Consider the following 25,684-nt stretch of genomic DNA (forward strand, 5'->3'; position numbering starts at 1 on the left):
TTGTTCCTTTTTAATTGTTAGAGTTCTCTCACCGCATCCTTAAAGCTGCGGCCTCTTTCTTCATAATTCTTGAAGAGGTCGAAGCTTGCACAGGCGGGGGAAAGTAATACCACATCACCTTTGCTGGCAAGGTTAAAGGCCTGGCCTACGGCATCCTTCATGTTATCCGTGTTAACCATCACCTCCATATCTTTTGAAAGGGCTTCGTGAATGGGGCGGTTATCCACACCCAGACAAACGATCGCTTTCACTTTTTCCCGAACCAGTTCACGGATAGCGTCGTAGTCGTTGCCTTTGTCCACACCGCCCATGATGAGGATCACGGGGCGTTCCATGCTTTCCAGGGCGAACCATACGCTGTTCACGTTGGTGGCTTTACTGTCGTTGATAAAATCCACTCCGCGCACGGTGGCTACGTATTCCATCCTGTGTTCCAGGCTGGAGAACGTGCTGAGGCTTTCCCGGATCTTCTCTTTCCGGATATCCATCGTGCGGCCTGCTATCCCTGCTGCCATTGAATTATACAGATTATGCTTACCTTTTAATGCCAGGTCGTACATCGACATTATTACCGGTTCTTCTTCTTTTACCTGGATGTTCAGCTGGTCGTTCGCGATGAATCCACCTTCTTTCAGTTGTTCCATAATGCTAAAAGGTATTGTTGTAGAATAAATGGGTTTCTTTGCTAAATGTTCCCGTATCAACGGGTCGTCTATACAATAAATAAAAAAATCTTCCTTCGTCTGATTCATGGCAATGCGGAATTTGCTCTCCACATAGTTCTCCATTTTATAGTCGTACCGGTCCAGATGGTCCGGGGTAATGTTGAGCAGGATGGCTACGTTGGGTTTGAAATCCACGATATCATCGAGCTGAAAGCTGCTGACTTCCACCACATAATAATCCGAATGTCCTGAGGCTACCTGCTTAGCGTAGCTTACACCAATATTTCCAACCAGCGCGGCGTTTAAGCCGGCAGTTCTAAAGATGTGATGGGTGAGGGCAGTGGTAGTGCTTTTGCCGTTGCTGCCGGTGATGGCAATTATTTTGCTGCTGTCTTTACTGAAGCGCCATGCAAACTCGATCTCGGATATAACCCGAACACCACGCTCACGTATCTTTTTCATCAGCTCCGTTTTCTCGGGGATGCCGGGAGACTTCACGATCTCATCGGCCCCAAGGATCACGTCCCAGGAGTGATGCCCCTCTTCGAAGGGGATATTGTTCACAGCCAGTTCCTGCTTGTAAAGGTCTTTGATAAAGCCACCGTCGGACACGAAGACCTCGTAACCCTGCTTTTTTCCCAGCAGGGCTGCACCAATTCCGCTTTCTCCGGCTCCAAGGATAACAAGTTTATTCATAGTCCTGTTAACGCATTTTTAGGGTTGCGATGGCAAATACGACACACATAATCGTTACGATCCAGAAGCGCACGGCAATCTTACTTTCGTGATAACCGAGTTTCTGGTAATGGTGGTGCAGCGGGCTCATCAGGAACACGCGGCGGCCTTCGCCGTATTTTTTCTTCGTGTATTTAAAATATGCCACCTGTATCATCACGCTGAGGTTTTCCACAAGGAATACGCCGCAGAAGATCGGGATCAGCAATTCTTTTCTAACAATAATGGCAAGGGAAGCAATAATACCTCCCAGTGCAAGGCTCCCCGTATCGCCCATGAAAACCTGGGCAGGGTAAGCATTATACCAAAGGAAACCCACACAGGCCCCAACAAACGCTGCAATGAAGATCGACAGCTCGCCGAGGTTGGGGATATACATGATATTGAGGTATTCCGCAAACTGGATGTTACCACTGATATAAGCGAATATCCCAAGGCACACACCTATTACGGCAGACACACCGGTGGCCAGCCCGTCCAGCCCGTCTGTGATATTCGCACCATTCGAGACCGCCGTAATAATGATGATCACGATAAGGATGTAGATCACGAAGGTGAACTTCTCCGCACCGGGGCCCATCCAGGAAATGAGCTTGCTATAGTTGAACTCGTGGTTCTTAACGAAAGGAATGGTGGTGATCGGTGTTTTTACATCCACAAACCGGTGCCCGTCGGCCGTAGTGCGCTCGTTACTCACTACTTTTTCGTTAGGCGCCAGCTTCTTGCCATCCATGATCTCACGGCTCATCACCACGTTATTATTGAAGTAAAGGGTGGTGCCTACGATGAGGCCAAGACCAACCTGTCCGAGGATCTTGAATCTTCCGGCCAGCCCTTCCTTATTCTTCTTAAATACCTTGATATAATCGTCAATAAACCCGATCAGCCCCAGCCAGATGGTACAGAGGAGGATCAGGAGAATGTATACGTTCATCACCCTTGCAAACAGCAGGGTGGGGATCACGATGGCAGAAAGAATGATAAGGCCCCCCATGGTAGGCGTACCTTTCTTGGTTTGTTCACCGGCCAGACCGAGGTCGCGGATGGTTTCCCCGATCTGCTTGCGTTGCAGGTATCTTACAATACGCTTGCCCAGCAGGAGGGAGATCACGAGTGAGAGCAACAACGCCATGGTTACGCGGAATGTGATGAATTGCCACATACCGGTACCGGTGTAGTTGAACTCGTTTTTAAGATAAGTGAACAGATAGTATAACATATAATAATCGTGATCTTCTATTTATCAAACATTTCCAGTAATTCACGGAGCACCTGTTTATCATCGAACGGATGCTTTACGCCGTGTATCTCCTGGTATTTTTCATGCCCTTTTCCCGCGATGAGGATGATATCCTCCGGTTTCGCGAGACTTACAGCGGTTTTAATGGCCTCGTGGCGATCTGCAATGGAGAGCGTTTTCTTACGCTGCGTCACATTCACCCCTTCTTCCATCTGCCGGATAATGGCGCCCGCATCTTCCGACCGGGGATTGTCCGACGTAAAAATGGCTTTGTCAGAATGTTCTGCGGCTACCTCACCCATGATAGGGCGTTTGGTAGTATCCCGGTCGCCCCCGCAGCCCACCACAGTAATGATCTGCTCATGGCCCTGGCGCAGGTTCTTGATGGTAGCCAGTACATTCAGAAGCGCATCAGGCGTATGGGCATAATCCACGATACCGATGATGCGTTCGTTTTTTGAAACCACATAATCAAACCGGCCTTCGGCGCCCTGCAGGTTGCTGAGCGTGGCCAGTACACTGTCTTTATCATCACCCAGCAGCACGGCAGCGCCGTAAACTGCAAGGAGGTTATACGCATTGAACTCACCGATGAGGCGGAAGTGAACATCTTTATTGCCCACCTGCATGACCAGCCCGGTAAGATTGTTTTCAAGGATCTTGCCTTTGAACTCGGCCATGGTGCGCAAACTGTAGGTTGCTTTACGGGCCTTTGTGTTTTGCAGCATCACATTGCCGCGCTTATCGTCCAGGTTAGTGAGCGCGAAAGCGTTATTAGGCAGGTTGTCGAAAAACGATTTCTTTACCTTGATATATTCATCGAACGTCTTGTGATAATCAAGATGGTCGTGTGTAATGTTCGTAAAAATGCCACCGGCGAATTGCAGTCCTGCTATACGCTGCTGGTGGATGGCGTGGGAGCTTACTTCCATGAAGGCGTAGGTACAGCCGTCGTTCACCATGTCTGCCAGCAAAGCATTGAGGTTCACGGGGTCAGGAGTAGTATGGGTGGCAGGAACGATGCGCTCACCGATCTGGTTCTGCACGGTGGAGAGCAGCCCGCAGTGGTGCCCCATTCCGGTGTAAAGTCGGAAGAGGAGGGTTGCAACGGTGGTTTTACCATTGGTCCCCGTAACACCAACCAGCTTCAGCTTCCGCGAAGGATTGTCGTAGAAGTTGCCCGCCATAACGCCGGCAGCCTGGTGGCTGTTGGCAACCAGTACGTAACAAACATCTGCAGCCATCACTTCCGGGAGTTCCTCACATACAACGGCCATTGCTCCCTGCGCTACTGCTTTGGAGATATAGGCATGCCCGTCGGCGGCCACTCCGCGTATCGCAATAAAAGCATCACCCGGCTTCACCTGGCGTGAGTCGATATGTAACGCATGAATGGCAATGTCGTTATTGCCATGTACGTCCAGGATCTGAACCTGGTATAATATGTCCCGCAGCGTCTTCATTTCAAAATCAACTCAGTTCTATAATGATCGTTTGTTCTTTCCCAATATTGGTTCCGCCGGGCAGCGACTGTGCCGTCACTTTTCCCGCTCCGCGGATCACTACGCGCAGCCCTGCATTTTCGAGCAGGTAAAGCGCATCTTTCAGTCCCATACCTTTTACATCAGGTACGGTACCGCTTTGTTGTTTCACCGGTTCAAAGGCCAGTTTGTTGCCCTTCACATCGGCAACTACCCAGTTGCTGCTGGTGAGGGTACCGTTGTAAGGCAGACCCAGTGTTGCGGCAACGCTCTTCCATTCGCTGCCTTTACCGCCTTTCATGGCCATCATGGAATCCAGCCCGCTGTTACCGGCAAGGTGGCGGGGCTTTTTCACGGCGAGGGCATACAGTTTGTCTGCCACTTCACGGAAAACCGGTCCTGCCACGGAGCCGCCATAGAATTTGGCGGCATGGGGCTTGTTCCGGATTACCACCACACAGGTATATTGCGGATCGTCTGCCGGGAAGTACCCTGCAAACGACGACTGGTAAATTTTATCAGCATATCCTCTTTTACCGTCAGCGATCAATGCTGTGCCGGTTTTACCGGCAAAGCGGTAGTAAGGCGTCTGCAATTTGGCGGCGGTACCTTTCAGTACAACCCCTTCGAGCATATCCTGTACTGCGGTAAGGGTGCGGTTGGAGCAGATGCTGTCCATCAGCACCACAGGCTCGAAGGTTTTCACCGGTTGCCCGTATTCACGGATGCTGTTCACGAGGTAGGGCTTCATCATTTTGCCGCCGTTGGCTACTGCATTGTACAGCATGGCGGTGTGAAGCGGTGTTTGTGTTACCTCATAGCCAAAAGCCATCCACGGAAGGGTGGTGGCGCTCCAGCTTTTGTTGGCCGTAGTTTTTATCTGCGGGGTGCTTTCCCCAACAAGGTCGATGCCGGTAGGCTTGTCGAGCTGCAGTTTGCGGAGGCGGGCAGAGAAATCGTTCGGTCTTTTCTGATAGTATTGATATACCAGCTTGGCCATCGCTACGTTGGAGCTGCGCTCGAATGCGTGTTTGACGGTTACGGTGGTAAGGTGATGCGGTTCGGAATCATATACTACCCGGCGATTGATGGGCCAGCGGCCGTAATTCAGATCCACCATGGTATTGGGAGTGATGTATCCGTCTTCCAGCAGGGCAATCATGGTAGCCAGTTTGAAAGTAGAGCCCGGCTCGCCTTTCTGAATAGCATGGTTCATGTCTTCCCAGTAGTTGCCATCGGGCTGGCGGCCCAGGTTAGCAATGGCTTTCACTTTCCCTGTTTTCACTTCCATGAGGATGGCGGTGCCGTGCACACATTCGTTCTGGATCATCATGCGCATAAGGGCGGTTTCCACGATGTCCTGCATGTTTACGTCGAGGGTGGTGATCACGTCTTTGCCGTTTTCAGGCTCGATGTCGTATCCTTCCACGGGCATATAGGTACCGCCGGCGATGCGGCGCATGAGGCGTTTACCGGTTACGCCGCTGAGGTAAGCATCGTAGGTATTTTCAAGACCCACATTCTGTGAGTTGGTACGGGCCAGGCCGATGGTACGGTTCGCGAGCAGCTTGAAAGGGTTGATCCTTTTGTTCTTCGTTTCCACGATCATCCCGCCTTTGTTGCGGCCGAGGCGGAACATGGGGAAGGTGCGCAGCTGCTGGTACTGGTCGAACCGGATATCACGTTTGAGGAGGAAGTAGCGGTCTTTTTCCCTGAACCCTTCGTGCAGGAGTTTCTTATACTCTGCTGCCGGGCGGTCCATGAACAGGTTGGCGAGGGCATGGGAAAGGGAATCCACGTTCTCTTTGAAGATGTTCTTCTTATTATCCTGCAGACCGTCTGCTTTAAAATCTATACGGATATCGAAGTAGGGGATGGAGGTGGAGAGCATGCGGCCTTCTTCGGAGTAGATGGTGCCGCGGTCTGCATCGAGGTCCATGTATGCGGTATGGAGACTGTCCGACATATTACGCCAGTAGGTACCTTCCACCTGCTGGAGGAAAACAACCCTGCCGATAATGGCGACGGCGAAGATACCCATGCCTATAAGGCATAAATACGACCGCCATAATATATCTTTCTTAATCTCCATTTGCCGGGTTAGATGTCAGTATCGGTGTGTGTTAATTTTATTGCTCGTTGTTTGGTGCAGCAGTTTCGATCCTTTGGGGCGGGGTGCTGAGTTCTTTCAGTCCCAGGGGCTCTACGGCCTTGCTCACTTCGCTCAGTTTGCTGCGGAACATCAGGTCACTTTTCACGCTCAGGTATTCCCATTTCAGTTCCTTGATCTGCCGGCTGAGGCGGTTGATCCGGATGATCTTCTTTTCGGCGAGGTGGTTATTGGCGATATACACCAGTGCCACCACGGCAAGGAAGAGGATGAAGGGAAGGTTGCCGGTGATCATTTTATAATTGATCCGCAGCCGCCATTCCTTCCGGGGCTCTGCCGGTATGCTTTCCTGCGGTATTTCCGCTGATATGTCTTTTACTTCTTCCTGCAAACCTTTACGTGTTTAACGAATTGATGATGCTGACAATGTTGTTCGGTAAAAGGGAATAGGATGGAAGTAACGGCTCAGATCTTTTCTGCTACCCTCAGTTTAGCGCTCCGGCTTCTGGGGTTTTCTTTCAGTTCCGCATCTGCGGCCGTGACCGGCTTTTTCGTAATGAGGCGGAACACTTTGGGCGGGGCTTCAAAGGAATATGGATTTTCGTCCACAGTCTCGAAACTGCCTGTTTTCATAAAGTTCTTCACCAGCCGGTCTTCCAGAGAATGAAATGTAATGACCGAGAGCCGGCCGCCGGGTTTAAGTACGGCGGTGGATTGGTTCAGCAGATCTTTCAGCGCACCCAGCTCGTCGTTTACCTCTATCCGCAGTGCCTGGAAGACCTGTGCGAGATATTTGGCGGGGTTGCCTTTTACGATGGGCTGGATGAGTGATTTGAATTCTGCGATGGTGCGCAGGGGGTGAGCCTTGCGCAATTGCACGATGGTTTTGGCCAGGGTGCGGGAATTGGTCACTTCACCAAAGTCCTGAAACAGCTGTAAGAGGCGTTGCTCAGAATAAGTCATGAGCACATCCGCGGCGGTGAGCTTCGACCGGTTGTCCATCCGCATGTCCAGCGGGGCATCGAACCTGGTGGAGAACCCGCGTTCCGCCGTATCGAACTGGTGGCTGGAAACCCCCAGGTCGGCGAGCATCCCGTCGGCCCCCAGTGCTTTATGCAGCTTGCAGAAGCGCTCCAGGTGCCGGAAATTCTCGCGGACGAAAGTGACACGCTCGTCCGGGATACGGTTGCGGTATGCATCCTCGTCCTGGTCGAACACGATCAGCCTGCCCTGAGGCCCGAGCTGCGAAAGGATAGCCCGGGAATGACCGCCGCCCCCGAAGGTAGCGTCGATATAAAGTCCGTCGGGCCGGATATCCATGTGCGCGATCACTTCCTGGAGAAGGACGGGCTGATGATAGGAACCTGCTTCCATGCTTGCCGTGTTTACAGTCCGGGGATATTGCCCCCGTCTGGCGACATGACCTGCTGGGCCAGGTTGCTGAAGGCTTCCGGTGAAAAATTATCAAAGAACTCCTGGTATTTGGCTTTATCCCAGATCTCGATCTTGTTGTTGGCAGCCGCGAGCACGATGTCTTTATCGAGCCCGGCATGCGCCAGCAGGTTCTTCGGGATGTTGAGACGGCCTGCACTGTCCAATTCCACAATGGTTGCCCCGTTCAGAAAATAGCGGCGGAATTCCCTAACTTTCGGATCAAAATCGTTCAACTTGGCAATTTTTTCCTGGATAGGATTCCATTCACTCATCGGATACAGGGTAAGGCACTTCTCGAAGCCACGGTTCAGCACAAACTGGGCCCCAGCGTCTTCCGGCAGCTGCCGTTTAAACCCGGCAGGGAGCAGAAAACGCCCTTTTGCGTCCAGCGTTGATTCATATTCACCTAAAAAGCCCGTCATACTTCGGTTTGGAACCTAATTTCCATTTCCTAACACAAAATAACACTTTTTCCCACTTTTAACCGAAAAAATGCATTGTATATTTTTTCCACACGAGTATTGTGCCTGCAATGGCGGGTTTCAGCTATGGGGGAATAAGTGGGATGTGGATAAGGAGAGAGGGGTTGTGGAAAACTTGTTTATAACGGTGTTGAGAGTGTTGAAAAACCTACAGGGCACTGAAATTGCCATTTTTGCAAAATTTTAACGGCCCTTCCTTATGCCCTTACAGGATTTTGCTTTTAATTCGTACCTTCGCGACTCTTTTTTATGAAGAAAATTCTCTTATATACTGGCCTTGTGGCCCTTACGCTCTTTACAGTGTCCTGCAACCGGGAACTCAGGCGCATTGAAAAAAGCAATGACCTGGAGAAGAAACTGGCGTATGCCGATAAAATGTACGAAAAGAAGAAGTACCAGATGGCACAGACCTTATACGAGGAAATGATCCCCGTATTTAAAGGAACTGACAAGTTTGAACCTCTTTATTATAAGTACGCCTACTGCTCTTTCTACCTGAAAGATTACACACAGGCAGCCTTCCACTTCAAAAACTACCTCGACGCACTGCCCAGCAGCCCCCGCGCCATGGAGATCGACTATCAGCAGGCTTACTGCTATTATAAACTCTCCCCCAAGGTACCCCTCGACCAGACCAACACCATGAAGGCTATTGCTGCCATGCAGACCTTCATCAACACATACCCCCAGTCCGACAAATCCACCGAAGCATCCGTCGTAATTGACCTGCTCCGCCGGAAACTCGAACAAAAGGACTATAACGCCGCCGAGCTTTACTTCAACCTCGGCCACTTTAAAGCCTCCGGGGTTGCCTTCAAAAGCCTCATGCGCGCCTATCCCGACTCGGAGAAAAGCGACAGCTACAAGTTCATGGCTATCAAGGCGTATTATCAGTATGCCAAAAACAGCGTTCACTACCGCCAGAAGGAGCGTTACGAAACCGTTGTAAACGAATACCTTGAGTTCAATGACCGCTACCCCTCCAGTAAATTGCGCGGGGATGCCGAAAAATACTTTACCTTAGCAAAAAATAACATTAAAACGCTGGAAAATGAGCAAAATAAAACGGAGTCTGTCCAGTAGCCTGAACCCCTGGGTTGAGACCAAAAACACGACGGATATCAAGAACAGAACCGGTAACCTGTACGAATCCATTGCCATTATTGCCAAAAGGGCAAACCAGATCAACATTACCGTGAAGGAAGAACTCCACTCCAAACTGGAAGAGTTTGCCTCCCACACGGATAACCTGGAAGAAGTGCATGAGAACAAGGAGCAGATCGAAATCTCCCGTTTCTACGAAAGAATGGCGAACTCTCCCATTCAGGCAACACAGGAGTTCCTGGACAATAAGATCTATTTCCGCAAAAATGATGACGATCTGTACAGCTGATCAGTTCATCTTTTTGTGAAAAATACTAATTTCATAGCGGCAGAATATCGTTGTTCTGCCGCTTTTATTTTGTCAGATGTTACAAGGTAAGAAAATCCTCCTGGGCGTATCCGGCAGCATCGCCGCCTACAAGGCCGCCCTGCTCGTGCGCCTCCTCGTGAAAGAAGGCGCCCAGGTAAAGGTGCTCATGACCCCCTCCGCCTGCGATTTCATCACCCCCCTCACACTCGCCACCCTCTCCAAACAGGAAGTAGGCGTCCACATCTCCCAGGATGGCAGCTGGAGCAACCACGTAATGCTCGGCCGGTGGGCCGACGTTATGCTCATCGCCCCCGCCTCCGCCAACACCATCGCCAAAATGGCCAACGGGATCTGTGACAACCTCCTCCTAGCCGTATACCTTTCCGCCACCTGCCCGGTCCTTTTTGCCCCGGCAATGGATGAAGACATGTGGCTTCACCCCGCCACAAAGGCGAATGTGGCCCGCCTCCTGAATTACGGTCACCGCCAGCTGCCCGTTCACCGGGGAGAACTGGCCAGCGGATTGTTCGGTGAAGGGCGCATGGCAGAACCGGAAGCCATCGTTTCTTACCTCTACACCTTCTTTTCCGGCCGGACAGACGGGCAGCCCCTCAAAGGCAAAACCGCCCTGGTATCCGCCGGTCCCACCCAGGAGCCCATCGATCCCGTGCGCTTCATCAGCAACCACTCCAGCGGTAAAATGGGCATCGCCATCGCGGAAGCACTCGCAGAAGCAGGTGCTACCGTCCGCCTTGTACTGGGCCCCACTTCAAAAGAAACCCATCACGCCGGCGTTACCACAGAAAAAGTGGTCACCGCCGCCCAGATGTTTGATGCCTGCACCGGCTTTGCCCCGCAGGCCGATATCATTGTTATGGCAGCTGCCGTGGCCGATTACCGCCCCAGCACCGTGGCCGATAAGAAAATCAAGAAGAAAGACGATGAGATGAGCATCGCCCTGGAGAAAACGGCAGATATTGCCCGCACCCTCGGCGCCTCCAAAAAGGAGCATCAGATCCTGGTCGGTTTTTCTCTCGAAACCAATAACGAACGCGAATACGCCCTCAAAAAACTGAACGAGAAGCGCCTCGATATGGTGGTCCTCAATTCCCTGAACGACCCCGGCGCCGGTTTCAACTACGATACCAATAAAATCACCCTCCTCCATGCCGACGGGCAGGAGCGCCAGCTTCCCCTGCAATCCAAGCACGACGCGGCGCGGGAAATCGTTTCGGCTATAATCGACATGCAACATGGGTAAACACCTTCTTACTTTCTGCCTCTGTTTGATGGCATCCCTTGCCTCCGCCCAGGAATTCAGGGCCAATGTTTCCGTACAGGCAGCCCAGCTGGGCACAAGCGTGGAAAAGCGCATCTTCACCACCCTGCAAACCGCACTGAACGAGTTCATTAACGGCCGGCGCTGGACGGATGATGCCTTTACTCCCTCAGAACGCATTGAATGCAACTTCCTCATTAACGTTACGCAGGATGTGGGGAACAATACCTACAGGGCCAGTCTTACCGTACAGGCCGCCCGCCCGGTGTTTAATACCAGCTACACTTCCAGCATCTTCAATACGCAGGACAATAACCTCGTGTTCCGTTATGTAGAATTCCAGCCCATGGAGTTCAACGAGCAACGCATCTCCGGAAACGATCCGCTGGCATCCAATCTCACCGCGGTGATCGCTTATTACTGCAACATTATCCTCGGCCTCGATTACGATTCTTTTTCTCCCCGCGGCGGCGATAATTTTTATAAAAAAGCCCTTAATATTGTGAATAATGCGCCCGACGGAAAAGACATTTCCGGCTGGAAAGCGTTCGAAGGTAACCGTAACCGTTACTGGCTGCAGGACAACCTGCTGAACGTGAAGTTTGCCCGCTTTCACGACGTTATGTACACCTATCACCGCCTCGGCCTCGATCAGATGTATGAAGATGTGAATAAAGGCCGCGCTGCCATTATGAACTGCCTGAATATGCTCATGGGCATGCACGAAGAGCTGCCTAATTCCATGGTGGTGCAATCATTTTTCAATGCCAAAAACGAAGAGCTGATGAAGCTGTTCGCCAAAGCACCGCCACAGGAAAAAATGAGGGCTATTCAGATGTTGTCGGTACTGGATGTGCCGAATGCCAACAAGTACCAGCAAATGAAGTAATATACATGACGAATTTGAGAAAGACAGCGTACGCCCTTATTGTTGCGGCCTCCATGGCAGCTTGCGGAAATGCAGACCGTACGCCCGGTGATGTACTGAGTAAAGAACAGATGCGGGATATTTTGCTGGATATGAATTATGCCGACGTATATGCCCGCGAGCAGTTGGTAGATGGCCGCCCCGTCGGCGAAATCACCGAAGCAATGCGCGATTCCTCTACCAAAACAATGTACGCCCAGGTTTTACTGCTGCATAAGGTAGACCGTGAAACATTCACCCGGAGTTATAAATTTTATGAAGCCAACCCCGACAGGTTGGAAATGATTTATAAAGAGATGGGCAATATCGTGCGGCGCCAGCGCGAAGTGCTGGATTCCATAGAAAGGGCGCGCACCGACCGGGAGTTACGTGCCAAAGGCCGAAACCGGATGGACTCGCTGTTCTGGCCCAGTCCCGACAGCCTGAAGCTGAATATATTCTGACGTTATACACACCAAAACATGAAACGCGCAGATGCGTTCCATCTTACGGTTACAAATCAAAACTGAGAATATGAAAAAGACTGTTGCTAATGCCGATGAAGCCATCGCCGACATCCCCAGCGGCGCATCCCTCATGCTCGGAGGGTTTGGCCTGTGCGGCATTCCCGAGAATTGTATCGCAGCCCTCGTAAGGAAGGGCATCAATAACCTTACCTGTATTTCCAACAACGCAGGTGTCGATGAATTTGGTTTAGGCCTGCTCCTGAAAACAAGACAGATTAAAAAGATGATGTCGAGCTACGTGGGTGAAAACGCGGAGTTTGAACGGCAACTGCTGTCTGGCGAGCTGGAAGTGGATCTCATTCCGCAAGGCACCCTTGCCACAAGAATCGCCATGGCAGGCATGGGCATCCCTGCATTTTTTACTCCCGCCGGCTTCGGTACCGAGATCGCGGAAGGGAAGGAGACACGGCGTTTCGGAGATAAGGATTACCTTATGGAAATGGCGCTGCATGCCGATTTCTCCATCGTAAAAGCCTGGAAAGGCGATAAGATGGGCAACCTCGTATTCCGCAAAACCACCCGCAACTTCAGCACCTCCATGGCAAGGGCCGGAAATGTAACCATCGCCGAAGTGGAAGAGCTCGTAGAACCCGGCCAGCTGGACCCCGACGAGATTCATGTGCCCGGTATTTATGTACACCGCATCTTCCAGGGCAGCGGTTATGAAAAACGCATCGAAAGGAAAACTGTCAAAATCTAACACTCCTATGGCTCTCGATAAATATGGCATTGCCAAACGCATTGCGCAGGAATTGCGCGATGGGATGTATGTGAACCTGGGTATCGGCATCCCCACGCTGGTATCGAACTTTGTACCTGCGGGTATCTCCATTATGCTGCAGTCGGAAAACGGTATGCTGGGCATGGGGCCTTACCCAACGGAAGAAGACATCGACGCCGATCTCATCAACGCCGGTAAAGAAACCGTTACCGTATTACCCGGCGGCGCCTTTTTCGACTCCGCCGAAAGCTTCGGCATGATCCGCGCAGGTAAGGTAGACCTCACGGTGCTGGGCGCCATGGAAGTGTCGGACAGGGGGGATATTGCCAACTGGAAAATACCCGGTAAAATGGTAAAAGGCATGGGCGGCGCCATGGACCTCGTAGCCTCCGCCAAGAACATCATAGTGGCCATGATGCACACCAATCCCAAAGGGGAAAGCAAATTATTACCACAATGTACCCTGCCGCTGACAGGCGTAAACTGTGTCCGTAAAATAGTGACGGAAATAGCCGTACTGGACGTAACCCCGGATGGGTTCGTACTGCTGGAACGCGCCCCTGGCGTAAGTGTAGAGGAGATTAAAGCCAAAACCGCCGGCAGGCTGTTGATACCCGGGGATGTTCCCGAAATGGTTTTATAATCGTAACTTACAGTATGCAATTGTGTTATAACGGAAGATTCATAGCAAGCGACAAACCGTTACTGACCGTAGATAACCGCAGTTTCAGGTATGGCGACGGATGTTTTGAAACCATGAAGGTATACCAGGGGCAACTCCTGTTGGCAGACCTTCATTTCGAACGCCTGATTGCAAGCATGCATATCCTGCATTTTCACATTCCCCCTCATTTCACGAAAGAATATTTCACCGGGCTCATTACACAACTCTGCCGTACCAATGGCGTGAGCGACCTTGCCCGCGTGCGCCTCACCGTATGGCGTGCCGGTACGGGTTTGTATGATCCGGTAGACCATACACCGCATTTCCTCATCCAGTCGTGGGAGCTGCCGGAGCATATTTTTGAACTGAACAGTTCCGGCCTTTCACTGCAGGTATTCCCCGATGCCGTTAAAACGGGCGATAAGCTCAGCAACGTAAAATCCAACAACTGTTTGCCTTACGTGCTGGCAGCCATGTTTGCCCGGCAGCACCAGGTGGCAGAAGCCATCCTGCTCAATCAATACGGCCGTGTGGCAGATACAACCGTTGCCAATGTGTTTATCGTGAAAGATGGTGAGGTGTTTACGCCCCCGCTCACCGAAGGGTGTGTGTGCGGCGTTATGCGCAAGCATTTACTGACCACCGACTTCCCTTTTAAAATAACCGAGCAGCCGCTTTCCGTCCGCGATCTTCAGTATGCCGACGAAATTTTTCTTACCAATGCCATTTACGGCATCCGGTGGGTAGGCGCTTTCAGGGATGCCAGTTATGGCAATGCCACATCTGCCATCCTGCACGATCTGCTGTTTGAATCTATGTTGTAGGATAACAGTATCTTCGGCCTCCCGTTCCATCTGAAATAGATTTTTCCGCCGTTAACCGCACAGCCGGGCATTAAACCCTGCACATGAAAGTAGTACTCTGTTGGTTCCGACGGGACCTCCGCCTGCACGATCAGGCGGCATTATACCACGCCCTCCGCAGCGGATTCCCCGTTGTTCCGGTATTCGTGTTCGATACCGGTATCCTCGATGATCTCGACAACCGGGAAGACCGGCGTTTGCAATTCATCCACGATGCTCTGTTGCAGATGCAGGCGCAGCTGGAGAAGCTGGGAAGCGCGCTGGATGTGTATTACGGTACCCCTGCGGCAGCATTCCGTCATTTCACGGAGAAGTATGACGTGGCCGGTGTGTTTACCAATCACGACTACGAACCCTATGCCCGGCAGCGCGACAGTGCCATTGCTGCACAGCTGCAACAGCAGGGCATCGTGTTCAGATCATGGAAAGACCAGGTGATTTTCGAAAAGGAGGAAGTGGTGAAAGATAACGGTTCCCCTTACACTGTGTTCACCCCATATAGCAGAAAGTGGCGCGCAGCGCTGGAGCCTTTTTACTTCAAACCATATCCCACGGAAAAGTATTTCGTACACCTGCACAGGCAGCCGGCGATTCCTTTGCCTGCACTCAGTGAAATAGGTTTTGAACCTGCCGTACGGGGATTCCCTTCCTCCAACCCGGAAGATGCACTTTTGAAGCATTACGATACCACCCGCGATTATCCCGCCATCGACGGTACCAGCCGCCTGGGAGTACACCTCCGGTTTGGCACGGTAAGCATCCGCGAAGTGGCGCGAAGGGCATTAAAACTGAACGAAACATTCCTGAAAGAATTGATCTGGCGGGAGTTTTACCAGATGATCCTCTGGCATTTCCCTGACGTGGTACATGCGTCCTTCAAAAAAGAATACGACAACATCGTGTGGCGCAACAACGAGCGGGAGTTTAAGGCCTGGTGCGAAGGACAAACAGGTTATCCTATTGTGGATGCCGGTATGCGCGAACTGAATGAAACAGGCTATATGCACAACAGGGTGCGCATGGTGGTAGCCAGCTTTTTAACAAAGCATCTGTTGATCGACTGGCGATGGGGAGAGGCCTATTTCGCAAAGAAGCTGCTGGATTACGACCTTGCTGCCAATAACGGCGGCTGGCAATGGGCGGCTGGCTCCGGCTGCGATGCAGCTCCTTACTTCCGGGTCTTTAACCCCACATTACAGGCACAGAAGTTCGATAAGGATGGTAAATACATCCGCAAATGGGTACCTGAATTTGATACACTCACTTATGTTTCCCCCATTGTAAACCATGAAATGGCCCGGAAAAGGGCCCTGGAAACCTATGGAAAGGCCCTGAAGCCATAAATAAAGGCTCCTTTACTGGTGGGTTAAAGCAGGTTAAAAGAAGGGTTACTGTATATCAACAGTATATAAAACCGGGGTAAACCCGGTACTGTAGCGGAAAAGCTGTGATTTATATACATTACAGTACCATTATAGTAAGGATACTGTATCTGCAGACTAATATTTACTTAACATAATTGTTATTGCAGCGATTTCAGCAGATCTTGTTGAATATCAGTTGCTTTCAGACCCGGATGTTTCATCACGGGCCTGTTTAATGCCAACCGGTACCGGTTTTTGCCGTTATTTTGTGAGGAGTGTACCAGTTTCCCTGCCGGATTTTTAGGGCCCCGCCACAGTAGCGGGTTTGAGTACGTTTTTTACTTTGCAGGTGCCGAAAAGGTACATTAACCGTGCACTATCTGTGGAGTAACTGTGAAGTAACCCTGAAGTAACTACGGAGTAACCATGGAGTAACTGTGAAGCAACTATGTAGTAACCATGCCCGCCATCTGCTTCAGCACTGCTATTGCCTTATGCCCTTTTTCTCCCAGATCAAGACTGAAATCGTTGACATACAGCTCTATATGCTGGCGCATGACTGATTCGTCCATTTCCTGGGCGTGGTCTTTTACGTAAGGGGGCAGGGTGGGGTAGGCGGCGAAGGCAGTTTGGAGGCTTTGGGAAATGAGGGCGTCTATTTTTTGAGCCGTTTCTTCGGGAATGTCTTTCCGGATGAAGATGCCGCCGAGGGGGATGGGGTGCCCGGTTTTTTCTTCCCAGAAGGCGCCCAGGTCCGTGATTTTCACGAGGCCTTTCTGCTGGTAGGTGAAGCGGTTTTCGTGAATGATGACACCGGCATCCGCTTTTCCGGAGATGACGGCCTGTTCTATATCGGAGAATACCATGATTTCCTTGTGCTTCGCATCGGGGTAAGCAATGGAAAACAACAGGTTAGCTGTCGTATTTTCTCCGGGTATGGCAATTTTAAGGGACGATATCTGTTCGGGGGAGAGAGGTTCGCGGGCAATGAGGAGGGGGCCGCATCCCCGGCCGAGGGCGCTGCCGCTGTTGAGCAGGCGGTATTTGTCTGCCACGCGGAGCCCGGCGGCAAAGCTCAGCTTGGTAATGTCCAGTTTACCCTCGAGGGCCCATTTATTGAGGGTTTCCACATCTTCCAGCCGGGTATCGAAGTTAAAGCCTGCTGTGTCTATCTTTCCATTCACCAGTGCGTCGAAGATAAAGGTATCGTTCGGGCAGGGCGAAAATCCTAAGCTCAGTTGCATATATCGTTCATTTATCGTTCGTTATTCCAATCCTCCACCGTTTTCCGCAGCAGTTCGTTCATCTGCCTTACGGCTAAGGGGATGTCCCATTTGCTTTTATCGCGCTGCTCCACGTAATTGGAAACGGTGCGCAACTGCAGGAAAGGGACGTTTTCCAGCAGGCAGGCGTAGTGAAATGCCGCTCCTTCCATGCTTTCGAGGCCGGGCTGGTATTGCTGTTCCAGCCGGGCGATGGTGGCGGCTTCACCGCTGACGGTGTTGACGGATACGCCGGTCATCCGGGGGAGGCCGGCCAGCTGGTCAGGTACCCTGTCAAAAGGATTCAATAAATAGTCATGTGTAAAAGGATGCTGATCATGTTTCCAGAGGCCGATATGGAAGAGGTCGCGGAAAACACCATTGTCTTCCGCACCGAGGTCTGCGAAATATTCTTTATCCACGAGGGCGGCGGTGCCAAGGGGGAGGTGGTGCCGGAAGGTGCCCGCGATGCCTGCCTGGATGATGAGGGCGGGTTTTTCTGCGGAAAGCCGCTTCCCCAGGGCATATGCGGTGCTGAAAAGGCCGATGCCCGTGATAAGTATTTCCACATCTTTTCTGCCGGTTTCCTTCAGCCAGGTTGCCAAAGGCTGGATTTCTGCCTCCGTAGCGGCGGCAACGATCAGTTTCATCCCATAAAGGTAAGGTTATCGTCGAATTGCTTTAACTTTGCAGAAATTTATCAACAAACTAATGATCTATCTGACGCGCGTAGAGCATTTTAATGCAGCGCACAAGTTGTACAATCCGCAGTGGGGTAAAGAACAGAACTATGAAGTGTTCGGCAAATGCGCGAACGATAACTGGCATGGGCATAACTATGAGCTGCACGTTACCGTGAAAGGCGTGCCCGATCCGGAAACCGGTTTTGTATTCAACGCCAAAACGTTAGGTGTCCTGATCAATGATGTGGTGGTGGAAAAGCTGGACCATAAGAACCTGAACATGGACGTGGATTTTATGAAAGACAAATTCACTTCCGCAGAAAATGTGGCCATCGCCATCTGGGAACAACTCGAAAAGCACCTGCCGGATACCGTTCAGCTCCATTGCATCAAGCTGCACGAAACTTCCAAGATTTACGTGGAATACTACGGCGGTAAATAAACTGATAAAAAACAGCAGCCATGGCTTACAAGAAGGAAGAATTGTATGATGAGAAGGTGACGGAAGGATTGATGGAGCATTACCGCAACAGTATTTCCCTGCTGGGTGAAAACCCCGACCGGGAAGGGTTGATGAAAACGCCGGAGAGAATGGCCAAAGCCATGCAGTTCCTCACACAGGGTTATCAGCTCGATGCGAGGGAAGTGCTGAACGGCGCCAAATTCACTGAATCGTACAGCGAAATGGTGATCGTGAAAGACATCGAACTGTATTCCATGTGCGAGCATCATATGCTTCCCTTCTTCGGGAAAGCACATGTGGCTTATATACCCAATGGTTTCATAACCGGCCTGAGCAAGATCGCCCGTGTGGTTGATATCTTCTCCCGCCGCCTCCAGGTACAGGAGCGCCTTACTCATCAGATCCTGGATGCCATCCAGGATACGCTGCAGCCCCAGGGCGTAGCCGTGGTGATCGAAGCGCAGCACCTCTGTATGATGATGCGCGGTGTGCAGAAACAGAACTCTGTAACCACTACTTCTGCTTTCAGCGGCCAGTTCGAAGACGGTACCACCCGTGCCGAATTCATGAAACTCATCAGCTCCGACCTGATGGGGCGCCGGTAAAAAAGCACCTAACTTATTGATTGTATTTTCCTATGGTTTAACCCGGCGACTCTGGAAGCTGGATTAAACCATAATTTTTTATATATATTTGCCATCTGATAATTAATCATATCAATGAAGCACGCATACGTTTTTCCCGGTCAGGGAGCACAATTTACCGGTATGGGCAAAGCTTTCTACGAGCAAAGCACCAAAGCCCGCGATCTTTTCGAGCAAGCAAACGAATTGCTCGGTTTCAGGATCTCCGATGTGATGTTTGAAGGCTCCGAAGCCGATCTCAAACAAACGAAAGTAACCCAGCCCGCAGTGTTCCTGCACTCGGTGATCGGGTTCCTCTGCCTGGAAAACGCCCGTCCTGATATGACGGCCGGCCACTCCCTCGGCGAATTTTCTGCCCTCGTTGCCAACGGCGCCCTCGGCTTTGCCGATGCACTCAAACTGGTGTCTATCCGTGCAAATGCCATGCAGAAAGCCTGTGAGATCACGCCATCTACCATGGCTGTGGTATTGGGCCTCGACGATGCCAAAGTAGAAGAAATCTGCGCCACTATCACCGACGATACTGTGGTGCCTGCGAATTATAACTGTCCGGGCCAGCTCGTGATATCCGGTACTAAAACCGGTATTGCCCGTGCCATGGAACTACTGAAAGCTGCTGGCGCCAAGCGCGTTATGGAGCTCGCGGTAGGAGGGGCTTTCCACTCACCGCTGATGGCTCCCGCACAGGAAGAGCTGCAGGCTGCCATTGAAGCTACCGCTTTCAATAACCCCGCATGCCCTGTTTATCAGAACGTTGTAGCTAAAGCCGTAACCGACCCTTCGGCTATCAAGCAAAACCTGATCACCCAGCTCACCGGCGCCGTTAAATGGACGCAGTGTGTACAGGCCATGGTGGCAGATGGTGCAACCCGCTTCACAGAGGTGGGTCCCGGTAAAGTATTACAGGGCCTCATCGCCAAGATCGATAAGACCGCCGTTACCGATGGCGTAAGCGATTCTCTGGTTGCCGCTAATTAATCCGGATTGTAACTATTCCGGCGGCATGCGCGTTTCACAGGAGATTTAAAACATGTCCCTATGCGGAAACGCGTCGTGTTAGGCCTCATCGCTGTTGCAGCGGTAGCTGGCTGCTCCAAAAAGTCGGATGAAGAAGTGCGCTGGCTAGAAAGCGGGGAGAAAAAGGAAACGATTATTTTCTATGGCCGTATTCCCAATCCTGCAGGCTCAGGCGCTCCCGGCAGTGTTAATACTGCTGCCAACAGCTTCTTTTTTCAGGCCCGGAAGCTTCCGCCGGAATCCAGTTACCCCAATGCTTCAGGATTGTATTTTTTCCAGCTGGAAAAAGACAGTATCCTGTTCCGCAATAACGACAGGAAGTTTTACTTCGTTATGTCGCCCGATCAAAAATCATTCACCATTGGCCGGTTTTTCCCGGAAAATGGAACACGGTTGCCTGATAAGCTGGTGTTTATCCGGCAATAAGATGACCACATAAAAAAAAGCGTCCCGGTTGTATCGGGACGCTTTTTTATTTACAGGTCGATGCTCGCATTCAACCATTCCGGGTCGAAGCTGGCGCCGTACTTTTTGTAGAAATTGATAGCAGGCTCGTTCCAATCCAGCACCTGCCACATCATGCCGCTGAACTTCTTTTCGCGGGCTTCCACCAGTAACTGATCGAACAGTAATTTGCCGATTCCCTGTCCACGGTGACTGTCTGTCACCACAATATCCTCCAGGTACATGCGCATGCCTTTCCAGGTAGAGTACCGGATGTAATACAATGCCATCCCGGCGATCACGCCAGCAGCTTCTGCCACAAAGGCCCACCATACAGGGTTAGGGCCGAAGCCGCATTCTTCGAAATGCTCCTGCGAAACGGTTACCTGCTCGGGGGCTTTTTCGTATAACGCCAGTTCCCGCACCAGTTCCATCATGCGGGCGCAATCTTTTCTTTCTGCTCTTCTTATCGTAATCATGTGTATGTATTCGTTTAGGCGAGGGCCTGATCGAGGTCGGATAAAATGTCGGTCACGGATTCGAGGCCGGTGCTCATACGGATGAGCCCGTCTGTGATATCATATTTTTCGCGCAGTTCCTTCGGCACGCTGTAATGTGTCATGGAAGCGGGATGGCAGATGAGGGTGTCTGTAGTACCCAGGCTCACCGCGCGCAGGCACATCCGGAGCTTGTCGATGAACTTCTTACCCGATTCCAGCCCGCCTTTCAGCTCAAAGCTCAGCATGGCGCCGGGGTGCTTCATCTGCCGGGAGGCGATCATGAAATCCGGGTGATCGGCCAGGCCGAGATAGTTAACGCTGGCGATGGCAGGGTGCCCTTCCAGGTAGCCGGCTACTTCCATGGCGTTGTGGCAATGGCGCTCCATCCGTACTTCCAGCGTTTTAATGCCCTGTGTGAGCATGAATGCATCGAAGGGGTTGGAGTTGGCGCCCAGTAAACGGTGTACTTTCTCTACCGGGCCGTTCATCAGTTCCACGTCGCGCCCGATAAGCACACCGCCGATAGCGGTGCCGTGGCCGTTGAGGAACTTGGTGGTGGAATGAAATACATAATCAGCGCCATAGGCAAATGGCTGCTGCAGGTATGGAGTGGCAAAGGTGTTATCTACCGCAGTGATAAGGCCACGGTCTTTCCCCAGGCCAATCAGCACTTCCAGATCCACACAACGGAGCGTGGGGTTGGCAGGCGTTTCGAGGTACATCATGCGGATGGAGGCATCTTTGCGGAGTACGTCTTCCACGGCATTGATGTCGCGCATGTCGATAATGATAGCCTCGATCCCCAGTGGCGGGAGGATCTTGCGGAACAGTTCTTCCGTACCGCCGTAAAGGGAATAATGGGAGAGTATCTTATCGCCCGATTTGAGGTGGGCGAGGAAAAGCGTGGAGAGGGCGCCCATACCGGAGGAATGCAGTTTGGCTTTGAGCTGTAGCGGTGCCCCGTCCGGCCCGGTGAGGCCAAAAGCTTCAAGGGCAGCAATTTTACCTTCCGCTTCCCGGAAATTGGGAGAGTCCCAGCGGGAATAAATAAAGCCGTCTTCCTGCCCGCTGAAACGGCGCATGCCTTGTTCGGCAGAGTCGTAAACATAGGTGGAGGAGGCGTAAATAGGCGTCAGATGGGCGTATCTCGGGTCCTGCTCATGGCCTGCATGCACGCAAACCGAACTAAAACCTGTGAGCGGAGAAGGATTCATATGCGGGAGTTTGAATAATTTTTTGGTTATGATTATCTTGTTAAGGTAAATCAGTCAGGCTGTAAAAATAAGATTTTAATGAAGGAACTTCTCTTGCAATTGGCGGGACACAACGCCTGGGCTACCCGCAGGCTGATGAAGCTGCTGGCTACGCTTACCGATGAGCAGCTGGACCGCGATATGGGCAGCAGCTTCCCGACGCTCCGGGCTACGGTATTGCATGTCTGGAACGCAGAAAGCATCTGGTACCAGCGGCTGCACCTGGCCAGTCCGGTGATTCCTGCAGCAGTGGCTTTCCAGGGAGATGCGGGGGAGATGGCAAGGTTGTATGTGAAGCAGAGCGAAGAGCTGGAGGCCTTTGTAACCCTGGCCTCTGCAGCTAAGCTGGCCCATACTGTGGAATATAACAGCCCGGCGCTGGGGATCTGTAAAACGCCTGTTGAGCAGATTCTGCTCATGGCATTTACCCATTCTGCCTTTCACCGCGGACAGCTGGTAACGATGTTGCGCCAGCAGGGCATTCCGAAAATACCTTCCACGGATTTCATCGAATATGCACGGGTGAAAAAATAATTCCCCGTATTTTACAGGTACAATCGGAACTATGAGCCATGCATCGTTTTATGCGAATGCGCCGCGACATCTGGTGGCGGTGGATTGCATCATTTTCGGGTTTGAAGACGGCAAGCTGAAGCTGCTGATTATCCAACGGAAAGTAGATCCGCTGGAAGGGGCGTGGTCGCTCGTAGGAGGATTTGTGCAGGAAGGTGAGCATACCGACGATGCCGCCATTCGTGTATTGCGGCAAACCACGGGCATCCGCGATATTTATATGGATCAGCTGCGGAGTTATGGAGACGCCGGCCGCGATACCGGCGCCCGCGTTATATCCATTGCCTATTATGCCCTCATCCGCGTAAGCGAGCACGACAGGCTGCTGGCACAGGAGCATGGCGCCCACTGGCTGAGTTTGCATCAGATACCCGAACTCATTTTTGATCATAACGTGATGCTGCGTGATGCCCTTGAGCGGCTGCGCGACAGGGCACATTTCCACCCAATCGGTTTTGAGCTGCTGCCCGAAAAGTTTTCTCTGCCCCAGTTGAGAAATTTGTATGAGGAAATTTACCAGCAGCCGTTAGATAAACGTAACTTTAGGAAGAAGATCCTGGCGATGGATATCCTTGAAAAACTGGACGAGAAGGACAAGAGCACTTCCAAGAAGGGAGCGCACCTGTACCGGTTCGACAGGCAGAAGTACGATGCACTAACCCGGCACGGACTTGTATTTGAAATTTAGCTTTTGCGCCCGAAGAGGCTGTATATATCCTGATTGATCATCCTTATTCCAAAACCCAAGCAAAATGTGTTTGTTTATCCAAATGGATCGTTGCATTAATGCGCCCCGTTATACCGGACATGATGAAATGAAACATGCGCCATAATCTGCCGCAATCAGCCCACTTAATACCATATTTTACCTAACTATGAAAACTGCGGCCTATGTATCGTAAGTATTGTTGTGCCAGATTTGGCATACGGCATGAGGTATCGCGCGAGGAAGGAATGAATCTGCGCGTGGTAAAACGCCGGCCCGATGAGCAATTAGATGCCGGTAACCGGTATCGTTTTTATGTGACGCCGGGTTACCGGGTGGGGCAGGAAGTGCAGCGACTGAATATCCGGTATTGCCCCTTTTGCGGGACGGATTTATATGCATTTTACCGGTCCGATAAATTTGTGAACGAAGAGCCAGATATACTATAAACTGGAAAAGGCATCCGATGTGGATGCCTTTTCTCTTATAAACGGTTGTTTATTAAGCTTTCTTACCGTCGTACGCCCATTTGATGTAGCTGGCGCCCCAGGTAAAGCCGCCGCCGAAGGCAGCGAGGATGAGGTTATCGCCCTTATTGAGCTGGGGTTCCCATTCCCAGAGGCAGAGGGGGATAGTACCTGCGGTGGTGTTACCAAAACGGTGAATATTGATCATCGTTTTTTCCTTGGGTACGCCCATGTGATCTGCTGTGGCGGAAATGATACGGAGGTTAGCCTGGTGGGGAACGAGCCATGCCACGTCTTCAGCCGTAAGGTGGTTACGGTCCATGATGGTGCGGGCAGCGTCGGCCATATTGGCTACAGCGTATTTGAAAACGGTTTTACCTTCCTGGAACACGTAGTGCTGGCGGTTGGCAACCGTTTCTGCGGAGGCAGGGTAGTTGGAGCCACCGGCTTTCATGTTGAGGAATTCGCGGCCATGGCCATCGCTTTTGAGAATGGAGTCTACAAGGCCATACCCTTCGGTGTTAGGCTCGAGCAAAACGCCGCCGGCGCCGTCGCCGAAGATGATGCAGGTGGTGCGGTCGGTATAATCGATAATGGAGCTCATTTTATCGGCTCCTATAACCATAACTTTCTTGTAACGGCCACTTTCGATGAATTTGGCGCCTGTGTCGAGGGCATAGAGGAAGCCGGAGCAGGCGGCACCGATATCGAAGCCGAAAGCGTTTTTAGCGCCGATCTTATCCGTAACAACGTTGGCAGTGGCGGGGAAAACCATGTCTGGCGTTACCGTGGCCACTATGAGCAGTTCGATCTCCTCAGGGGAGATGCCTCTTTTTTTGCAGATCTCGAGCGCTACGGGCACGCAAAGCTCGGAAGTACCTTTCCCTTCTCCTTTCAGTATCCTCCGTTCTTTAATGCCGGTGCGGGTCATGATCCATTCGTCTGTCGTTTCAACGAGTTTTTCCAACTCCTGGTTAGTCAGTACATAGTCGGGAACATACCCACCCACCGCCGTAATGGCGGCTGTTATTTTACTCATATTGTTAGGATAAGTTATAAAATGGGCGTAAAAATACGACTTAAACGAATAATTCTATTTATGATTTAATTTCGCCCCTAGATAAAATCCTATATGATAGCATACCTGAACGGTAAAATAGCCTTCAAATCCCCCACCATGGTGCATTTGGACGTAAACGGAGTGGGTTACGAGGTCCTGATCAGCCTCCATACCTGGACCCAGATTGGCGCCATGGAAACCTGTAAACTCCTTACTTACGTACATATCAAGGAGGACGGGCACACGATGTACGGTTTTTTTTCCGACGCGGAAAGGACCATGTTTGTCCAACTTATCAGTGTGTCAGGGGTAGGGGCCAGTACCGCACGGATGATGCTGAGCTCACTTACACCGGAAGACGTGCAGCGGGCCATCATGATGGAAAATGAAAAGATGCTCGAAGGGGTGAAAGGGATCGGGAATAAAACTGCTAAGCGTATTATCCTGGAACTGAAGGATAAGATGAAGAAACTCAGGGAGGAAACCTTATATTTATCTCCGCAAACCCACAATACGATAGAAGATGATGCGTTAAATGCTTTGGTAACCTTGGGTATTGCCCGAAATATGGCCGAGCAGGCGGTGCGTAAGGTACTCAAAGCGGAGCCACAATTGCATGAATTGGAGGTACTTATCAAGAAATCCCTCAAAAGTTTATAAATTTATAATCCTTGACCTCTATAAAACCTAAGATCGCTTGGCAAGAAGTAATTACCTTGGAGTACT

The 25,684-nt window shown here is 51.3% G+C and carries 28 protein-coding genes; 16 read left to right on the plus strand and 12 right to left on the minus strand.

The features are described 5' to 3' along the window. Positions 1–17: 17 nt before the first annotated feature. From murD to mraZ, 7 genes are all read right to left on the minus strand, one after another. Positions 18–1,361 carry a UDP-N-acetylmuramoyl-L-alanine--D-glutamate ligase gene (gene murD / locus DEV76_RS21165; protein WP_109699944.1) on the minus strand — a complete coding sequence of 448 codons (1,344 nt, stop codon included), beginning with the start codon at positions 1,359–1,361 and terminating at the stop codon, positions 18–20. A gap of 7 nt (positions 1,362–1,368) precedes the next feature. After that, positions 1,369–2,619, minus strand: a complete 1,251-nt coding sequence (mraY, locus tag DEV76_RS21170; RefSeq protein WP_109699945.1) for a phospho-N-acetylmuramoyl-pentapeptide-transferase — start codon at positions 2,617–2,619, stop codon at positions 1,369–1,371. 17 nt (positions 2,620–2,636) lie between these two features. Then, a complete protein-coding gene (locus DEV76_RS21175) occupies positions 2,637–4,103 on the minus strand; it encodes a UDP-N-acetylmuramoyl-L-alanyl-D-glutamate--2,6-diaminopimelate ligase (RefSeq protein WP_109699946.1) in 1,467 nt (488 codons plus the stop codon). A 7-nt stretch (positions 4,104–4,110) separates the two neighbouring features. After that, a complete protein-coding gene (locus tag DEV76_RS21180; RefSeq protein ID WP_109699947.1) occupies positions 4,111–6,213 on the minus strand; it encodes a penicillin-binding protein in 2,103 nt (700 codons plus the stop codon). Positions 6,214–6,250: 37 nt separating this feature from the next. After that, entirely contained in the window at positions 6,251–6,622 is a 372-nt protein-coding gene (locus tag DEV76_RS21185) for an FtsL-like putative cell division protein (RefSeq protein ID WP_232827013.1), read from the minus strand. Positions 6,623–6,696: 74 nt separating this feature from the next. Continuing rightward, complete coding sequence (rsmH, locus tag DEV76_RS21190) at positions 6,697–7,605, minus strand: 16S rRNA (cytosine(1402)-N(4))-methyltransferase RsmH (protein WP_109699948.1); 909 nt, start codon at positions 7,603–7,605, stop codon at positions 6,697–6,699. Positions 7,606–7,616: 11 nt separating this feature from the next. Next, the gene (gene mraZ / locus DEV76_RS21195; protein WP_109699949.1) at positions 7,617–8,087 is read right to left on the minus strand and encodes a division/cell wall cluster transcriptional repressor MraZ; all 471 of its coding nucleotides are present in this window, start codon (positions 8,085–8,087) and stop codon (positions 7,617–7,619) included. Between the two features lie 309 nt (positions 8,088–8,396). Between mraZ and DEV76_RS21200 the strand changes: the two genes are divergently transcribed. The 9 genes from DEV76_RS21200 to DEV76_RS21240 all read left to right on the plus strand — a co-directional run bounded on the left by DEV76_RS21200 (position 8,397) and on the right by DEV76_RS21240 (position 15,865). After that, positions 8,397–9,230: an outer membrane protein assembly factor BamD gene (locus DEV76_RS21200; protein ID WP_109699950.1), complete on the plus strand. Its 834-nt coding sequence runs from the start codon at positions 8,397–8,399 to the stop codon at positions 9,228–9,230. Continuing rightward, entirely contained in the window at positions 9,199–9,540 is a 342-nt protein-coding gene (locus DEV76_RS21205) for a DNA-directed RNA polymerase subunit omega (RefSeq protein ID WP_109699951.1), read from the plus strand. The genes DEV76_RS21200 and DEV76_RS21205 overlap by 32 nt, the downstream gene beginning before the upstream one ends. A gap of 76 nt (positions 9,541–9,616) precedes the next feature. Further along, positions 9,617–10,822 carry a bifunctional phosphopantothenoylcysteine decarboxylase/phosphopantothenate--cysteine ligase CoaBC gene (gene coaBC / locus DEV76_RS21210; RefSeq protein ID WP_109699952.1) on the plus strand — a complete coding sequence of 402 codons (1,206 nt, stop codon included), beginning with the start codon at positions 9,617–9,619 and terminating at the stop codon, positions 10,820–10,822. Continuing rightward, positions 10,815–11,729, plus strand: a complete 915-nt coding sequence (gene porD / locus DEV76_RS21215) for a type IX secretion system protein PorD (protein ID WP_109699953.1) — start codon at positions 10,815–10,817, stop codon at positions 11,727–11,729. The genes coaBC and porD overlap by 8 nt, the downstream gene beginning before the upstream one ends. A 5-nt stretch (positions 11,730–11,734) precedes the next feature. After that, positions 11,735–12,211: a DUF4296 domain-containing protein gene (locus DEV76_RS21220; protein WP_109699954.1), complete on the plus strand. Its 477-nt coding sequence runs from the start codon at positions 11,735–11,737 to the stop codon at positions 12,209–12,211. A 70-nt stretch (positions 12,212–12,281) separates the two neighbouring features. Continuing rightward, positions 12,282–12,974 carry a CoA transferase subunit A gene (locus DEV76_RS21225; RefSeq protein WP_109700099.1) on the plus strand — a complete coding sequence of 231 codons (693 nt, stop codon included), beginning with the start codon at positions 12,282–12,284 and terminating at the stop codon, positions 12,972–12,974. A gap of 7 nt (positions 12,975–12,981) precedes the next feature. Beyond that, on the plus strand, positions 12,982–13,638 hold the full coding sequence (locus DEV76_RS21230; RefSeq protein ID WP_109700100.1) for a 3-oxoacid CoA-transferase subunit B: 657 nt from the start codon (positions 12,982–12,984) through the stop codon (positions 13,636–13,638). Between the two features lie 14 nt (positions 13,639–13,652). Next, positions 13,653–14,483: an aminotransferase class IV gene (locus tag DEV76_RS21235; RefSeq protein ID WP_109699955.1), complete on the plus strand. Its 831-nt coding sequence runs from the start codon at positions 13,653–13,655 to the stop codon at positions 14,481–14,483. A gap of 83 nt (positions 14,484–14,566) precedes the next feature. Further along, entirely contained in the window at positions 14,567–15,865 is a 1,299-nt protein-coding gene (locus DEV76_RS21240) for a cryptochrome/photolyase family protein (RefSeq protein ID WP_109699956.1), read from the plus strand. A 467-nt stretch (positions 15,866–16,332) separates the two neighbouring features. Here DEV76_RS21240 and DEV76_RS21245 read toward each other — a convergent pair whose 3' ends face one another. Both DEV76_RS21245 and mqnB read right to left on the minus strand, forming a co-directional pair. After that, a complete protein-coding gene (locus DEV76_RS21245; RefSeq protein WP_109699957.1) occupies positions 16,333–17,130 on the minus strand; it encodes a 1,4-dihydroxy-6-naphthoate synthase in 798 nt (265 codons plus the stop codon). An 11-nt stretch (positions 17,131–17,141) separates the two neighbouring features. After that, entirely contained in the window at positions 17,142–17,798 is a 657-nt protein-coding gene (gene mqnB, locus DEV76_RS21250) for a futalosine hydrolase (RefSeq protein WP_109699958.1), read from the minus strand. A gap of 61 nt (positions 17,799–17,859) precedes the next feature. Between mqnB and DEV76_RS21255 the strand changes: the two genes are divergently transcribed. From DEV76_RS21255 to DEV76_RS21270, 4 genes are all read left to right on the plus strand, one after another. Beyond that, entirely contained in the window at positions 17,860–18,273 is a 414-nt protein-coding gene (locus tag DEV76_RS21255) for a 6-pyruvoyl trahydropterin synthase family protein (RefSeq protein ID WP_109699959.1), read from the plus strand. 20 nt (positions 18,274–18,293) lie between these two features. Then, a complete protein-coding gene (folE, locus tag DEV76_RS21260) occupies positions 18,294–18,899 on the plus strand; it encodes a GTP cyclohydrolase I FolE (RefSeq protein WP_109699960.1) in 606 nt (201 codons plus the stop codon). Between the two features lie 114 nt (positions 18,900–19,013). Further along, entirely contained in the window at positions 19,014–19,916 is a 903-nt protein-coding gene (gene fabD, locus DEV76_RS21265; RefSeq protein ID WP_109699961.1) for an ACP S-malonyltransferase, read from the plus strand. A 60-nt stretch (positions 19,917–19,976) separates the two neighbouring features. Next, positions 19,977–20,381 (plus strand): hypothetical protein, encoded by a 405-nt coding sequence (locus DEV76_RS21270; protein ID WP_109699962.1) that lies wholly within the window; start codon positions 19,977–19,979, stop codon positions 20,379–20,381. Positions 20,382–20,431: 50 nt separating this feature from the next. Here the strand turns inward: DEV76_RS21270 and DEV76_RS21275 are convergent, their stop codons facing one another. Beyond that, the gene (locus DEV76_RS21275) at positions 20,432–20,878 is read right to left on the minus strand and encodes a GNAT family N-acetyltransferase (RefSeq protein WP_198652154.1); all 447 of its coding nucleotides are present in this window, start codon (positions 20,876–20,878) and stop codon (positions 20,432–20,434) included. 14 nt (positions 20,879–20,892) lie between these two features. Further along, positions 20,893–22,113: a trans-sulfuration enzyme family protein gene (locus DEV76_RS21280; protein WP_109699964.1), complete on the minus strand. Its 1,221-nt coding sequence runs from the start codon at positions 22,111–22,113 to the stop codon at positions 20,893–20,895. A gap of 78 nt (positions 22,114–22,191) precedes the next feature. Between DEV76_RS21280 and DEV76_RS21285 the strand changes: the two genes are divergently transcribed. Together DEV76_RS21285 and DEV76_RS21290 are read left to right on the plus strand one after the other, a co-directional pair. Further along, complete coding sequence (locus tag DEV76_RS21285) at positions 22,192–22,686, plus strand: DinB family protein (RefSeq protein WP_109699965.1); 495 nt, start codon at positions 22,192–22,194, stop codon at positions 22,684–22,686. 31 nt (positions 22,687–22,717) lie between these two features. After that, entirely contained in the window at positions 22,718–23,413 is a 696-nt protein-coding gene (locus DEV76_RS21290; RefSeq protein ID WP_109699966.1) for an NUDIX hydrolase, read from the plus strand. A gap of 519 nt (positions 23,414–23,932) precedes the next feature. Here DEV76_RS21290 and DEV76_RS21300 read toward each other — a convergent pair. Further along, positions 23,933–24,937, minus strand: a complete 1,005-nt coding sequence (locus DEV76_RS21300; protein WP_109699968.1) for a beta-ketoacyl-ACP synthase III — start codon at positions 24,935–24,937, stop codon at positions 23,933–23,935. Between the two features lie 93 nt (positions 24,938–25,030). Here DEV76_RS21300 and ruvA point away from each other — a divergent pair, with 93 nt between their 5' ends. Next, positions 25,031–25,618, plus strand: a complete 588-nt coding sequence (gene ruvA, locus DEV76_RS21305) for a Holliday junction branch migration protein RuvA (RefSeq protein WP_109699969.1) — start codon at positions 25,031–25,033, stop codon at positions 25,616–25,618. Positions 25,619–25,684: the final 66 nt, after the last annotated feature.

The organism is Chitinophaga deserti (genome assembly GCF_003149455.1).
Classification (GTDB): Bacteria; Bacteroidota; Bacteroidia; order Chitinophagales; family Chitinophagaceae; genus Chitinophaga; species Chitinophaga deserti.

Coding starts and splice junctions, on each gene's coding strand:
- DEV76_RS21285 (WP_109699965.1), top strand. CDS start 22,192: ATGAAGGAACTTCTCTTGCAATTGGCGGGACACAACGCCTGGGCTACC.
- DEV76_RS21235 (WP_109699955.1), top strand. CDS start 13,653: ATGCAATTGTGTTATAACGGAAGATTCATAGCAAGCGACAAACCGTTA.
- ruvA (WP_109699969.1), top strand. CDS start 25,031: ATGATAGCATACCTGAACGGTAAAATAGCCTTCAAATCCCCCACCATG.
- mraY (WP_109699945.1), bottom strand. CDS start 2,619: ATGTTATACTATCTGTTCACTTATCTTAAAAACGAGTTCAACTACACC.
- mraZ (WP_109699949.1), bottom strand. CDS start 8,087: ATGACGGGCTTTTTAGGTGAATATGAATCAACGCTGGACGCAAAAGGG.
- DEV76_RS21275 (WP_198652154.1), bottom strand. CDS start 20,878: ATGATTACGATAAGAAGAGCAGAAAGAAAAGATTGCGCCCGCATGATG.
- DEV76_RS21240 (WP_109699956.1), top strand. CDS start 14,567: ATGAAAGTAGTACTCTGTTGGTTCCGACGGGACCTCCGCCTGCACGAT.
- murD (WP_109699944.1), bottom strand. CDS start 1,361: ATGAATAAACTTGTTATCCTTGGAGCCGGAGAAAGCGGAATTGGTGCA.
- coaBC (WP_109699952.1), top strand. CDS start 9,617: ATGTTACAAGGTAAGAAAATCCTCCTGGGCGTATCCGGCAGCATCGCC.
- mqnB (WP_109699958.1), bottom strand. CDS start 17,798: ATGAAACTGATCGTTGCCGCCGCTACGGAGGCAGAAATCCAGCCTTTG.
- DEV76_RS21220 (WP_109699954.1), top strand. CDS start 11,735: ATGACGAATTTGAGAAAGACAGCGTACGCCCTTATTGTTGCGGCCTCC.
- folE (WP_109699960.1), top strand. CDS start 18,294: ATGGCTTACAAGAAGGAAGAATTGTATGATGAGAAGGTGACGGAAGGA.
- DEV76_RS21290 (WP_109699966.1), top strand. CDS start 22,718: ATGAGCCATGCATCGTTTTATGCGAATGCGCCGCGACATCTGGTGGCG.
- rsmH (WP_109699948.1), bottom strand. CDS start 7,605: ATGGAAGCAGGTTCCTATCATCAGCCCGTCCTTCTCCAGGAAGTGATC.
- DEV76_RS21175 (WP_109699946.1), bottom strand. CDS start 4,103: ATGAAGACGCTGCGGGACATATTATACCAGGTTCAGATCCTGGACGTA.
- DEV76_RS21180 (WP_109699947.1), bottom strand. CDS start 6,213: ATGGAGATTAAGAAAGATATATTATGGCGGTCGTATTTATGCCTTATA.
- fabD (WP_109699961.1), top strand. CDS start 19,014: ATGAAGCACGCATACGTTTTTCCCGGTCAGGGAGCACAATTTACCGGT.
- DEV76_RS21225 (WP_109700099.1), top strand. CDS start 12,282: ATGAAAAAGACTGTTGCTAATGCCGATGAAGCCATCGCCGACATCCCC.
- DEV76_RS21280 (WP_109699964.1), bottom strand. CDS start 22,113: ATGAATCCTTCTCCGCTCACAGGTTTTAGTTCGGTTTGCGTGCATGCA.
- DEV76_RS21270 (WP_109699962.1), top strand. CDS start 19,977: ATGCGGAAACGCGTCGTGTTAGGCCTCATCGCTGTTGCAGCGGTAGCT.
- DEV76_RS21300 (WP_109699968.1), bottom strand. CDS start 24,937: ATGAGTAAAATAACAGCCGCCATTACGGCGGTGGGTGGGTATGTTCCC.
- DEV76_RS21200 (WP_109699950.1), top strand. CDS start 8,397: ATGAAGAAAATTCTCTTATATACTGGCCTTGTGGCCCTTACGCTCTTT.
- DEV76_RS21230 (WP_109700100.1), top strand. CDS start 12,982: ATGGCTCTCGATAAATATGGCATTGCCAAACGCATTGCGCAGGAATTG.
- DEV76_RS21205 (WP_109699951.1), top strand. CDS start 9,199: ATGAGCAAAATAAAACGGAGTCTGTCCAGTAGCCTGAACCCCTGGGTT.
- DEV76_RS21245 (WP_109699957.1), bottom strand. CDS start 17,130: ATGCAACTGAGCTTAGGATTTTCGCCCTGCCCGAACGATACCTTTATC.
- porD (WP_109699953.1), top strand. CDS start 10,815: ATGGGTAAACACCTTCTTACTTTCTGCCTCTGTTTGATGGCATCCCTT.
- DEV76_RS21255 (WP_109699959.1), top strand. CDS start 17,860: ATGATCTATCTGACGCGCGTAGAGCATTTTAATGCAGCGCACAAGTTG.